This window comes from Bradyrhizobium sp. STM 3843 (assembly GCF_000239815.1).
Classification (GTDB): Bacteria; Pseudomonadota; Alphaproteobacteria; order Rhizobiales; family Xanthobacteraceae; genus Bradyrhizobium.
The window spans coordinates 49,974-61,314 of record NZ_CAFK01000296.1; the positions used below are offsets into that span (position 1 = coordinate 49,974).

Below are 11,341 nucleotides of genomic sequence, written 5' to 3' on the forward strand. Positions count from 1 at the left end.
CGCGCATCGTCTCCAGCGAGCGGCCAGGGCGAACGGGATGAAGCGATCCATTCTCCGCTGATCCTTGGGAGGAACGACCAGATCCGGAATCGAAGCCCCGTCTGCATCGTCGGCCTTCGCAGGAAGGAGTTAAGCGTCCACTATTCTTTTCAACGTGGCCCTTTGCATTGATCGCGGCGTCAGACGATTTGAAAAGGCTGCCATCTTGTTCGACAGGCCCGCGATCACCATCGCCTTTCCTTGCAACAACGCCCGAATGCCGCTCACGGCGACCGGACGAGGCTGCATGGTGAGGAGGCGCAGCAAGGCCGATGTGGTTGCGCCGGCTGCCGCGTCGAAGCCCGTCTCGGTGTGCCCCGGGCAGAGAGTGGTAACAACCACACCATGCGGGCGGAGTTCGTCGTGCAGAGCCTCGCCAAGGGCGAGTACATAGGCCTTGGTCGCCGCATAGGCCGCGTAGCTGGGAACGGCTTGGAAGGCCATGAGGCTGGCGACGAGAAGGATATGTCCAGATCGCCGCTTGGCCATATCGCAGCCGAAGAGATAGGTCAGCTCTGTGAGCGTCGTGATGTTGAGATGGATCATGTTCGCGGTGCGCTCGATCGGCGTTTCCAATAAGTCGCCGTGCAAGCCGTATCCAGCATTGTTCAGCAAGATGTCGACGGTCACCGACCTCGCGTCGAGACTGCCTTTCAAGTGGCTGGCCGCGCCGGGAGCGGCAAGATCGATCGCCTCGACCAGCACATCCACCCCGTATTTGCGGCGGAGATCGGCGGCAAGCTTTTCCATCGACTCCTGCCGTCGGGCCGCCAATACGAGATTGACTTTCTGCGCAGCCAGCAGATCTGCGAATTCAAGGCCGAGGCCACTCGACGCCCCGGTGATCAGAGCCCATTTTCCGGCGAAGCTGTTCCTTGGTTCTTTCGACATCGTTCTAATCCTCAGCGGCAGCGGCGGAATAGTCAGAGCCAGCGGCGAACCTCGGCCTTGTAGTTGCGGTAGTCGTCGCCGAACTTGGCTTCGAGATAGCGCTCCTCGCGGGCGATCACCTGCGTCTGGATCGCGATCAGCACCAACGGGAGCAAGGCGAAGGCGATCGGCCCGTCGAAGCCGATCGCAAGGCCGGCATAGATGAGCGCCATGCCGAGATACATGGGATTGCGGGTCCACCGATAAGGACCGGTCGTTGCGATGAGGGTCGTTGGCTGCGACGGTGAAACGTTGGTGCCCAGCCGCCGGAACAGACCCGCCGCCGCAAGCATCATCGCCGCGCCGGCAACGGACAGCAGCGCGCCCGTCGCGACCAGCAACCGCCAGTCGATACCGAAAGAGCGCGGGGTGACGAACCGCTCCGTCGCCAGCCCCAACAGCAGCGCTCCCAGATAGACGAAGGGCGGAGGGAAGCGCACACCCGCGCTGTCCGGTTCGACGGCCATGCTCATCTCCAATCTGTGCTCCCAAACCAGCATCGACTGCTGGGCGGAGATACCCGCCGTCGCGCCCTGACATGAGGCCGTGGTGACCGAGGGCATGAGGGGGTTGGCGAGGTCGCCCGCGGCGCAAATGCCGGGCATCCTGGTTTCGCGGCGCCCGTTCGAGCTTGGGGGCGATGCCGAGGGGCGTATCGACGTGGCGAGGCCCAGTGGCGCGCCAGATCGGCCCCGATATCGGGCGGAATGTCCTGAGCATCGGCGAAGAACGTCAGCATGTCGGCCCAAAAGTCGTCATTTCCGGAGTCAGGCCGTGCAAAAGCCGGGGACGGCGACCTTCTGGAACAGGTGCGGGCGGGCTACGACGGATGACGGATAGGCCGAAAGCTTCGCGACGAACTCGGGACCGGTGAGGGCAGCACGGACCGTCTCGGTAGATTCCCACACCACATAGTTCAGGTAGGTGGGGCTATCTCCGATCGCTCGGTGCAGTTGGGTAGAAATGAAGCCCGGTTGCTTCGTCAATATACCGGCAGCCGCCGTAAAGGCGTCCAGGAAGCCTGCTTCGTCGGCGAGATCGACCGTGAAGAGGTTGATGAGGACAACTGGCGATGCCGCGATGCCGAGTTGGCGCTGAAGCGGGAATTTATCGTCTAAGGGCGTGAATGGGTTTTGGTCGGCCATGGTGGCGCTCCCGCCTATTGTGAAATTGAAACTGGCGTGATCGATGCTGCTTGCTCTCAAATCACCATCGACTGCTGGGCGAAGATGCCCGCCATCGCGCCCTGCGATGATGCTTGGGTGACCGAGGGCAAGAAGGGCGTGGCGAGGTCGCCGGCGGCGTAGATGCCGGGAATGCTGGTTTGGCGGCGCTCGTCGACCTTGAGGACGATGCCGACGGGCGTATCCACGGTAGCGAGGCCGAGTGATTGATGCAGGCTTGCGGACGGCTTGGTGCGCGGATTGGCGAACAGGATGTCGACCGCGACATTGCGGCCGGTATCAAGATTGACGGTGGCGATATGGCCCTTGTGATGGGCGATCTCGACGATCCGGCCATCGACGAGAGGTACGTTGCGGTCCGCCAGATCGGCCCGGATATCGGGCGGAATGTCGTGGCCATCGGCGAAGAGCGTCAGCTTGTCGGTCCAGTCGTGGAACAGCCTGACCTGATTGTGCGACTGCGGGCTGGACCAGACGAGGCCCCAATGCTGGCCGGCGACTTCGAAGCCGTCGCAATAGGGGCAGGGCACGATGGACGTGCCCCAGCTTTCGGCGTAGCCCGGAACATCAGGCATCTGGTCGGCGACGCCATAGCTCAGGATCAGACGACGCGCCCGAAGGCTTTCGCCATCGGACGTGAGGACGGAGAAATCGTCGATCGCGCCGGAGACGCTTTCGGCCCGGGCACTAACCAGCTTGATCGCGGGATAACGCGCCAGCTGCTGCCGCGCCTCGGCCAGGATATCCAGCGGCGGCTTGTGATCGTGGCCGAGCAGGCCATGCGAGTGGCCGGCGAAGCGATTGCGTGGCAGGCCGGTATCGAGAACGGTGACCTTGCGGCGCGCACGGCCGAGCTGCAGGGCGCCGGCGAGACCGGCAAAGCTGCCGCCGATGATGATGACGTCATCCATGGTGATGGGCTCCGTTTGGAGGGCAGGCTGAAACCTGCCCATTGGCTTGCACATTCCGATACTGTATGGTATCGTAATGCAAGAATTGGAATACTGTCAAGTACTGGAATTGTCGTGACCGAAAACAGCCAGGGTCGGCGGGGCCGGCCCGTCAACGAGGCGCTTGGCCAAACGATCGTCGACGCCGCGCGCGAACTCTTTGTGGAGTTGGGTTTTCAAGCGACGACGTTGGACAAGGTCGCGCAGCGGGCGAAGATATCCAAGCTCAGCATCTACAGGCACTTCGAGAACAAGGAGGCGCTGTTCAGCGCGGCCATGGCGGCCGGCTGCCATCAGTTGTTTGCACCACAGGCTCTTCTTGAAGGCGTCGATAGTTCGGTCGAAGATCAGCTCACGGCGGTGGGATCATTACTGCTTCGCACGCTGTTGAGATCAGACGTCCGCGGTATCGAAGCCATGGTCATGGCCGACAAGACGAACCAGGAGTCGTTGAGCAAGCTCCATTACGAAGCCGGCGCGGCCCATGTCATCGCCGAAATCGAGGCCCTGTTGCGTCAGTTGCACGCGAAGGCGGTTCTGAACGTGCCCGATCCTCTCCGGTCCGCCCGCTTGTTTGCCGCGCTTTTCAAAGGATCCGATCTCCTGATGATCGCACGCTTCGATCAGGCGAGAGCAGAGGACGACAACGAAATCGAATCCTATTGCCGGTCGGCCGTCGCCATGTTCATCGCCGCGCACGGTGGCAACGACCACGCGGGCGGATATTTGCCTGCCCCAAGGTCAAAAGACAAAATTTGAATCGTGCGAGACCGATGTTGTCAAAATAACCGGACCGGTTGAAATCATGGAGGCTGAAGAGCCTTCGATTGGTGACAAGATCGCGGAAAAATACGCTTGTTGAACTATCGGTTGCGATACCAGTCCGCACGATCATTCCCGCGCGCCCACCTGCTCTTGTCAGTTGGGAAGAAAAGGGGCGTCCGGTCAATCGGCGGCACCCATCTTCCTTGGAGATGCAGCGGACAGCCCTCGACGAGAAAAGACCCCCTCACTTTTTTCGGGTCGCAAATTCGGCGAAAAAATCGAGGAGAAATTTGACAGGCGTTTCAGGGAGATCCGAGATCGAGTCGTTCTCAAAACGAAATCGAGTCGTTCTTAAAGCGGAAATCGAGTCGTTTTCAAAGTGTCCGCACAAGTAAGCCACTGATTTGGTGGGCCCGGCAGGACTCGAACCTGCAACCAGACCGTTATGAGCGGCCGGCTCTAACCATTGAGCTACAGGCCCCGCGACGCTGGGCGCCCCGCATCAAGCCTCTCCGCGGACCAGCACGGGCCGATCGGCAGCTGCCGGCGGGGGAAACCGGGCGACGGTGCCGGCCTCGTTTACAGTGTGGGCGGCGATCCCGCAATGCCGCCGCCGGGCCGAACCACGGCCGCAACGGCCCGGCACGTCAATCCACCGACACGCCGGCGAATTCGACCACCTTGCGCCATTTCTCGGTCTCGTCAGCCACCAGCTTGCCGAACTCCTCCGGCGCCATGGCGCGCGGGATGCCGCCGGTCTCGGCCAGCCGCGCCACCAGTTTAGGGTCCTTCAGCGCCTCCTCGACGGCCTTGTTGAGGATGCTAACGATCTCGGCCGGCGTGCCCCTGGGTGCCGAAATGCCGTAGAACCCGACCGATTCGTAGCCCGGAATGGTCTCGGCAATCGCGGGCACGTCCGGCACCGTCGGCCAGCGCTGGGGCGAGGTGACGCCGAGCGCGCGCACGCTGCCGCCGCGGGCCTGCTCCAGCGCGCTCGGCAGGTTGTCGAAGATCAGCTGCACCTTGTCGGAGATGATATCGGGAAAGGCGAGCGCCGAGCCGCGATAGGGCACGTGCAGCATGTCGCATTTGGTCATTGCCTTGAACAGCTCGGCCGACATGTGCACCGAGGTGCCGTTGCCGGAGGAGGCATAGGAGATCTTGCCGGGATTGGCGCGGCAATAGTCGATGAACTCCTGCACCGTTCTTGCCGGCACCGCATTGCTGACCACCAGCATGTTGGTGAGCTGCATGATGCTGGCGACCGGAACGGTGTCGCGGAGGAAATCGTAGGACAGCTTCTTGTAGAGCGAGGTGCTGATCGCATTGTTGGGCGCGACGAACAGCAGCGTATAGCCGTCGGGCGGCGAATTGATCGCGGCCGCCGCGGCGATGTTGCCGCCCGAACCGGTGCGGTTCTCCACCACGAATTGCTGGCCGAAATGGTCGGACAGCCACTGCGCCATGATGCGCGCGACCACGTCGACCGGACCGCCCGGCGCGAAGCCGATCAGCCAGCGCACCGGATGATCCGGATAGCCGGCGGCGGCCGGCAGCGGCCGCAAGGTGATGCCGATCAGGACAACGAGGCCGAACAGAATCGCACGCGATCTCCTCATCGGTCTTCCTCCTCGAAACTCTTGTCGTTGTGATCGGGCTCATGCTTCCATAAAGCGGCGCCGTTGCCTACAAGCTCGCTGTCGCGGAAAGCGGATGGTGGATCATGAGGCGTGTCGGTGTCGTTTGCATAACCCTCTACATGATCCTTGCGCTGCTCGGCGGCAGCGCTGCAGCGCAACAGGGAGAGACCGCCATCACCAGCGCCACAACCAGCAAGGCCACGATCAGCCTGGGAACCGCCACACCGGGCGGCGGCTTCCCGCTTTACGGCGATGCCTTTGCTAAAGCCATGAATGCGGGCGATCCGTCGCTGGAGATCGTTCCGCGTAACACCAAGGGCAGCAATGAGAACATCCCGCTGCTCGAGCAGGGCGAGCTCGACCTCGGGCTGGTCGCGGGCGAGCCGGCCTATCAGGCCTTCATGGGCATCGACCGGCCGCCGACGCGGCTGAAGATCCTGACCGCGATTTTTTCCAGTCCGGGCTTGTTCGTGGTGCGCGCCGACGGCCCCTACAAGACCATTCGCGATCTGGTCGGGCAGACCGTCGTGTTCGGAGCCAAGGGCTCCGGCCTGCCGATCATGTCGCGCTACATCCTCGACGGCCTCGGCCTGAAGCAGGATACGGATTTCAAGGCGATCTATCTCGACCGCGCCGGCGATGGGCCGGCCATGGTGCAGGATGGTCGCGCGGCGGCGCTGTGGGGCGCGGGCATCGGCTGGCCGGGCTTTGTCGCGATGGCGAACAGTGCCGGCGGCGCGCGCTTCATCGCGCCTTCGGCGGACGAGATCGCAATGGTGCGCGCCAAGCACAGCTTCTTGAAGCCGCTGACGGTGCCGGCGAACAGCTATCCGGGGCAGCGCGAACCGATCGCGTCGCTCGGCTCCTGGAGCTTCGTCCTGGTGCGCGAGACCCTGCCGGATGACGTCGCCTATCGTCTCGCCCGCACGCTGCACGGTGCGGAAACGACGCTATGCCAGACGCTGGCACAGGCCTGCGAGACCACGGCCGCGAATACGGTTGCGGCCGCGCCGAGTGTCGATCTCATTCACCCGGGTGTGCTGAAGTACTTCAAGGAGATTGGCGCCGCCAAATAGCACGCCGTCGTCCCGGCGAACGCCGGGACCCAGACCGCGTGATGCCGGTTCTGGCGCGTGACGCTGATCGCGCTGCCTTCTCTCCATCGTCGCCGCCGGTCGTTATCAGTCCCCGCGTCTCGCGCGCAATTGCGCGCTTAGGCGGGGACGGTACCTTCACCGCTGCGCCAGCGTCACTTCTTCACCAGCGGACACGCCGGATCGGGCGGGCCGAATGCGTCCTCGCCGGAGATCGTCGCCAGGATCTTGTAATAGTCCCACGGATATTTGCTCTCCTCCGGCGACTTGACCTGCACCAGCACCAGATCGTGCACCATCAGATTGTCGGCACGGAGCTTGCCACGGCGGGCGAAGAAATCCTCGACCGGCGTCTCGCGCATCTTCGCCGCCACCGCGAGCGGGTCGTCGCTGCCTGTGGCCTTGATCGCGTTCAGATAATGCGTGACGGCGGAATAGACGCCGGCCTGCCACATCGTCGGCATCCGGTTCATCTTGGCGAAATAGCGCTTCGACCATTCGCGGGTCTTGTCGTCCATGTCCCAGTAGAACGAGGTGGTCAGCAGCAGGCCCTGCGCCGCGGGCAGGCCGAGCGAATGGATGTCGGTGATCAGCGCCAGCAGCGCCGCCATCTGCTGGCCGCCCTTCATCACGCCGAATTCGGCCGCGGTCTTGATCTCGTTGATGTTGTTCGGGGGCCCAGCGGCGATGCCGATGATCCTGGCCTTGGAGGCCTGCGCCTGCAGGATGAAGGACGATAGATCTGGCGTGGCGAAGGGCGGCCGCACCGAGCCCACCACCTTGCCGCCATTGGAGGTCACGACGCTCGACGCATCACGCTCCAGCGAATGGCCGAAGGCGTAGTCATCGGTGATGAAGAACCAGCTGTCGCCGCCGCGCTTCACCACCTCCTTGGCGGTGCCGGTGGCGAGCGCGCGGGTGTCGAACACCCACTGCATGGCGTAGGGCGAGCAGAACTTGCCGTGGAAATCGGCCGCGCCGGTCGACTGGGTGATGAACAGCCGCTTCTTCTCGTTGGCGATGGTCTGCACCGCTAATCCGACCGCGGAGACCGGAACATCGACGATCAGGTCGACCTGTTCGGTGTCGTACCAGCGCCGGGCGATCGCTGCGCCAATATCCGCCTTGAGCTGATGGTCGCCGACGATGACGCTGATCGGCTTGTCCAGGACCTTGCCGCCGAAATCGTCGACGGCCATCTGTGCGGCCGTGACCGAGCCCTGTCCGGTCGGAGTCGACGCCGGGCCGTTCATGTCGGAGAGCACACCGATCTTGACGATGCCGTCGGAAATCTCGGCGCGCGCTGTTGGTGCTATCAAGAGCACGGCCGCGGCCATCAGCGCGGCTTTGCTCGCTCGTTCGACGTCGATGATTGGCAATCCGTCCTCCCCGATGTGTCCGGCTCTTTCGGCCGGTCGTCCCTTTGTGCAGTGAACCTGCCGCGTCAGTCAATCAGGCCGCGAAGCGGATCTGTCCGGCGGGAGAGGTATCATAGCCGGTGAGTTCGGTGGCGCGTTCCCGGGTGCGCTTCTCCGCCAGGAAGCGGATCAGCGCCTGCATGGGCGGACGGAAGTAGCTGCGCTGCCGCATCAGGAGATCGAAGTTCTCCCAGGTGAGCGGCACGAAATCGAGCCCGGCCGCCTTGGCCGCTGCGCGCGTCGCGATGCCGCAATCGGCGTTGCCATTGCGGATCGCCGCAGCCAGGTCAGGGCCGGTGAGGCAGGGCGGCTCGCCTCGCTTCACATCCTTCAGGCTGGCGCCGGCGCGAGCGAGCAGCGATTCCAGCAGCAGCTGCGCCCCTGCGCCGGGTTGGCGCATGGCGACGACCGCGCCGGAGGCAAGCACGTCGGCCAAGCTCGCGAGGTGACGCGGATTGCTCGGCGCCACCAGCAGCCCCTGTTCCCGCCTGACAACCCCGACCAGCACCGCGTCGTAAAGCCCCGGCATCGCCCTGACGGCTGCGACGTTGGCGTCATCCTGGCCCGGCTCGCCGCCGTGAAAGTGGATAGCGGTCGCGATCACCTCGCCGCGCTGCAGCCGTTCGACGCCGCGCATCGTGCCCTCGTTCAGCGAGGCCAGCGCCGAGCCGGATTCGCGCAGGCTCCATTCGAGCAGATCGTCCTGGCTGCCGCCAACGATTGGCGGTAGGTCGGCCACCGGCATGCCAGGCGGCCGCGCCATGCCGGCCTGCACCCAAAGGTCGAGCTCGTGGCGCGGGAACAGCCACTTCCCCGTTACCTTGCTGCAGGGGATTGCACCCGATGTCACCAATTCATAGAGCTTGCGCTCGCCCAGGCGCAGGTAATCGGCTGCTTCGCTGGTGGTGAGGAACTCCATCCTGCACCTATATGCATATTTCTGGTCCTCTTCAATTATTTGACAGGGTCTGGAATCTGTGCCGAACAAGACCATCCGGAGCAGCGGATGACGGATCACGGCAGTGCCTGGGAGTTGATTGCGAACGGCGACGCGACGTTGTTCGCGATCGTCCGGTTGTCGCTGATCGTCAGCCTCGCCGCCGTCGCGTTCTCAGCATTGATCGGCCTGCCGCTCGGCGCCTGGCTGGCGCTGACCCGTTTTCCCGGTCGCGAGGCGGTCGTGGTCGCGCTGAATGCGATGATGGGTCTGCCGCCGGTGGTGGTGGGGCTGGCGGTCTATCTGTTGCTGTCGCGCTCGGGTCCGCTCGGCGAGCTCGGCATCCTGTTCACGCCGAGTGCGATGGTGATCGCGCAGACCGTGCTGATCATCCCGATCATCGCGGCGCTGACACGCCAGACCATCGCCGACCTCTGGGTCGAATATCGCGATGAGCTCGCGGCGATGGCGGTCGGTCCGGTCGGGCGGGTGACCACGCTGTTGTGGGACGCGCGCTATAGCCTGCTCACGGCGCTGCTGGCCGGCTTCGGTCGCGCCGCCGCCGAGGTCGGCGCCGTCATGATCGTCGGCGGCAATATCGATGGCTTCACGCGCACCATGACCACGGCGGTGGCGCTCGAGACCTCCAAGGGCAATCTGCCGCTCGCGCTGGGCTTGGGACTCGTCCTTCTTGCCATCGTGGTGGCGATCAACGCAGCCGCCTGGGCGATGCGCGCTTGGTCGGAACGGCAGGCGGGTTAGATCATGCGTGCGCCCTCGAGCGACTTGCCGCTTGTTCTTGACGAGGTGTCGCTGCGGGTCGGCGCCACCACGCTGCTCGACCGCGTCAGCCTCCGGATCACACCGGGTGCCCCGACCTTGATCGTCGGTCCCAACGGCTCCGGCAAGACCAGCCTGTTGCGGCTGTGCATGGGCCTGGTGGGCCCGAGCGAAGGGCACGTCTTCTGGGGCGGGCGCGAGGTCAGTGCGCCGGCGCGGCGCGCCTTCGTGTTTCAACGACCGGTGATGCTGCGGCGAAGCGCCGCCGCCAATGTGGACTACGCGCTTGGCCAAGCCGGTGTGCCGCGCGCCGAACGTCCCGCGCGCATCGCCGAGCTGCTCGGGCGGGTTGGCCTGGCGGATCTTGCCGAACGTCCGGCGCGACGGCTATCCGGCGGTGAGCAGCAGCGGCTGGCCGTGGCGCGCGCGCTGGCACGCAATCCCGAAATCCTGTTCCTGGACGAGCCGACCGCAAGCCTCGATCCGGCCGCGACACGTGCGCTGGAAGACATCGTGCTGACCGCGGCGCAGTCCGGCATCAAGATCGTGATGAGCACGCATGATCTTGGCCAGGTGCGCAGGCTCGCCGGCGACGTGATCTTCATGGTGCGCGGCGCGGTGCGGGAACGCAGTCTCGTGATCGATTTCCTCGACGATCCAGTAACGCCGGAAGCCGCGGCGTTCATCCGCGGCGATCTCGTGCTCTGAACGCTCATCATCAAGATCAAGAAGGCTATCGTGATGCGCTCTCGCTTCGCCTCTCTCCTCGTCGTCAGCCTGGTCGCGGCCTGGGCCGCACTTGCGCCTGCGAGCGCCGAGGACCGCTCGATCGTGGTCGCCTCCACCACATCGACCCAGGATTCCGGCCTGTTCGGCTATCTGCTGCCGCTGTTCAAGGCCAAGACCGGCATCGACGTGAAGGTGGTCGCGCAAGGCACGGGACAGGCGCTCGACACCGCGCGGCGCGGCGATGCCGACGTGGTCTTCGTCCACGCCAAGCCGCAGGAAGAGAAGTTCCTGGCCGAAGGCTTTGGCGTGAAGCGCTACGACGTGATGTATAACGACTTCGTGCTGATCGGACCGAGCAGCGATCCGGCGGCTGTGAAGGGCAACGACATCCTGGCGGCGTTCAAGGCGATCGCCGCCAAGGCTGCGCCCTTCGTCTCACGCGGCGACCGCTCCGGCACCCATCAGGCCGAGCTGGCACTCTGGAAGGACGCCGGCATCGACATCACTGCGCAGAGGGGGCCGTGGTACCGCGAGATCGGGCAGGGCATGGGCGCAGCGCTCAATACCGCCAGCGCAATGAACGCCTATGTGCTCTCCGATCGCGGCACCTGGATCTCGTTCAAGAACCGCGGCGATCTCGCGATCCTGGTCGAGGGCGACACCCATCTGTTCAACCAGTATGGCGTCATGCTGGTGAACCCGGAGAAATTCCCGCATGTGAAGAAGGAAGACGGGCAGGCCTTCGTCGACTGGCTGATCTCGCCGGACGGCCAAAGCGCGATCGCCAACTACAAGATCGACGGCCAGCAGCTGTTCTTTCCGAACGCGAAGCCTTGATCAGTAGTTGGGAGTCGTTGACGCTCGCTCGATCTTCG

General features: G+C 64.2%; 12 protein-coding genes, 1 tRNA gene and 1 pseudogene. 5 read left to right on the plus strand and 9 right to left on the minus strand.

The features are described 5' to 3' along the window. Positions 1-129: 129 nt before the first annotated feature. The 5 genes and pseudogenes from BRAS3843_RS30160 to BRAS3843_RS30175 form a co-directional block, all read right to left on the minus strand. Positions 130-930: an SDR family oxidoreductase gene (locus BRAS3843_RS30160; protein ID WP_008972951.1), complete on the minus strand. Its 801-nt coding sequence runs from the start codon at positions 928-930 to the stop codon at positions 130-132. 32 nt (positions 931-962) lie between these two features. Further along, the gene (locus tag BRAS3843_RS30165) at positions 963-1,436 is read right to left on the minus strand and encodes an isoprenylcysteine carboxylmethyltransferase family protein (RefSeq protein WP_008972952.1); all 474 of its coding nucleotides are present in this window, start codon (positions 1,434-1,436) and stop codon (positions 963-965) included. A 24-nt stretch (positions 1,437-1,460) separates the two neighbouring features. Next, positions 1,461-1,717, minus strand: a pseudogene (locus tag BRAS3843_RS42360) (NAD(P)/FAD-dependent oxidoreductase); the annotation flags it as partial. A 19-nt stretch (positions 1,718-1,736) separates the two neighbouring features. Then, a complete protein-coding gene (locus tag BRAS3843_RS30170) occupies positions 1,737-2,114 on the minus strand; it encodes an antibiotic biosynthesis monooxygenase family protein (protein WP_008972953.1) in 378 nt (125 codons plus the stop codon). 56 nt (positions 2,115-2,170) lie between these two features. Beyond that, positions 2,171-3,064, minus strand: coding sequence for an NAD(P)/FAD-dependent oxidoreductase (locus tag BRAS3843_RS30175; protein ID WP_008972954.1), 894 nt, complete (start codon positions 3,062-3,064; stop codon positions 2,171-2,173). A 114-nt stretch (positions 3,065-3,178) separates the two neighbouring features. Here BRAS3843_RS30175 and BRAS3843_RS30180 point away from each other — a divergent pair, with 114 nt between their 5' ends. Further along, on the plus strand, positions 3,179-3,862 hold the full coding sequence (locus BRAS3843_RS30180; RefSeq protein ID WP_008972955.1) for a TetR/AcrR family transcriptional regulator: 684 nt from the start codon (positions 3,179-3,181) through the stop codon (positions 3,860-3,862). A 411-nt stretch (positions 3,863-4,273) separates the two neighbouring features. Here the strand turns inward: BRAS3843_RS30180 and BRAS3843_RS30185 are convergent. After that, a tRNA-Ile gene (locus BRAS3843_RS30185) sits at positions 4,274-4,349 on the minus strand. A 166-nt stretch (positions 4,350-4,515) separates the two neighbouring features. Further along, positions 4,516-5,487 (minus strand): tripartite tricarboxylate transporter substrate binding protein, encoded by a 972-nt coding sequence (locus BRAS3843_RS30190; RefSeq protein WP_008972956.1) that lies wholly within the window; start codon positions 5,485-5,487, stop codon positions 4,516-4,518. A gap of 104 nt (positions 5,488-5,591) precedes the next feature. Here BRAS3843_RS30190 and BRAS3843_RS30195 point away from each other — a divergent pair, with 104 nt between their 5' ends. Continuing rightward, the gene (locus tag BRAS3843_RS30195; RefSeq protein WP_008972957.1) at positions 5,592-6,584 is read left to right on the plus strand and encodes a TAXI family TRAP transporter solute-binding subunit; all 993 of its coding nucleotides are present in this window, start codon (positions 5,592-5,594) and stop codon (positions 6,582-6,584) included. Between the two features lie 173 nt (positions 6,585-6,757). Here the strand turns inward: BRAS3843_RS30195 and BRAS3843_RS30200 are convergent, their stop codons facing one another. Continuing rightward, the gene (locus BRAS3843_RS30200) at positions 6,758-7,939 is read right to left on the minus strand and encodes an ABC transporter substrate-binding protein (protein WP_035983304.1); all 1,182 of its coding nucleotides are present in this window, start codon (positions 7,937-7,939) and stop codon (positions 6,758-6,760) included. Between the two features lie 115 nt (positions 7,940-8,054). Then, entirely contained in the window at positions 8,055-8,939 is an 885-nt protein-coding gene (locus tag BRAS3843_RS30205) for a helix-turn-helix transcriptional regulator (RefSeq protein WP_008972959.1), read from the minus strand. An 87-nt stretch (positions 8,940-9,026) separates the two neighbouring features. Here BRAS3843_RS30205 and BRAS3843_RS30210 point away from each other — a divergent pair, with 87 nt between their 5' ends. The 3 genes from BRAS3843_RS30210 to BRAS3843_RS30220 are packed head-to-tail and all read left to right on the plus strand — an operon-like array spanning position 9,027 to position 11,303. Beyond that, on the plus strand, positions 9,027-9,719 hold the full coding sequence (locus BRAS3843_RS30210; protein WP_008972960.1) for an ABC transporter permease: 693 nt from the start codon (positions 9,027-9,029) through the stop codon (positions 9,717-9,719). A gap of 3 nt (positions 9,720-9,722) precedes the next feature. Next, complete coding sequence (locus BRAS3843_RS30215; protein ID WP_008972961.1) at positions 9,723-10,445, plus strand: ABC transporter ATP-binding protein; 723 nt, start codon at positions 9,723-9,725, stop codon at positions 10,443-10,445. 33 nt (positions 10,446-10,478) lie between these two features. Next, entirely contained in the window at positions 10,479-11,303 is an 825-nt protein-coding gene (locus BRAS3843_RS30220) for a substrate-binding domain-containing protein (protein ID WP_008972962.1), read from the plus strand. Positions 11,304-11,341 lie beyond the last annotated feature (38 nt).

What these genes read in the sequence shown, in the direction of transcription:
- BRAS3843_RS30190 (WP_008972956.1), bottom strand. Translation starts at nt 5,487, where the DNA reads ATGAGGAGATCGCGTGCGATTCTGTTCGGCCTCGTTGTCCTGATCGGC.
- BRAS3843_RS30195 (WP_008972957.1), top strand. Translation starts at nt 5,592, where the DNA reads ATGAGGCGTGTCGGTGTCGTTTGCATAACCCTCTACATGATCCTTGCG.
- BRAS3843_RS30205 (WP_008972959.1), bottom strand. Translation starts at nt 8,939, where the DNA reads ATGGAGTTCCTCACCACCAGCGAAGCAGCCGATTACCTGCGCCTGGGC.
- BRAS3843_RS30175 (WP_008972954.1), bottom strand. Translation starts at nt 3,064, where the DNA reads ATGGATGACGTCATCATCATCGGCGGCAGCTTTGCCGGTCTCGCCGGC.
- BRAS3843_RS30200 (WP_035983304.1), bottom strand. Translation starts at nt 7,939, where the DNA reads ATGGCCGCGGCCGTGCTCTTGATAGCACCAACAGCGCGCGCCGAGATT.
- BRAS3843_RS30170 (WP_008972953.1), bottom strand. Translation starts at nt 2,114, where the DNA reads ATGGCCGACCAAAACCCATTCACGCCCTTAGACGATAAATTCCCGCTT.
- BRAS3843_RS30165 (WP_008972952.1), bottom strand. Translation starts at nt 1,436, where the DNA reads ATGGCCGTCGAACCGGACAGCGCGGGTGTGCGCTTCCCTCCGCCCTTC.
- BRAS3843_RS30210 (WP_008972960.1), top strand. Translation starts at nt 9,027, where the DNA reads ATGACGGATCACGGCAGTGCCTGGGAGTTGATTGCGAACGGCGACGCG.
- BRAS3843_RS30220 (WP_008972962.1), top strand. Translation starts at nt 10,479, where the DNA reads ATGCGCTCTCGCTTCGCCTCTCTCCTCGTCGTCAGCCTGGTCGCGGCC.
- BRAS3843_RS30160 (WP_008972951.1), bottom strand. Translation starts at nt 930, where the DNA reads ATGTCGAAAGAACCAAGGAACAGCTTCGCCGGAAAATGGGCTCTGATC.
- BRAS3843_RS30215 (WP_008972961.1), top strand. Translation starts at nt 9,723, where the DNA reads ATGCGTGCGCCCTCGAGCGACTTGCCGCTTGTTCTTGACGAGGTGTCG.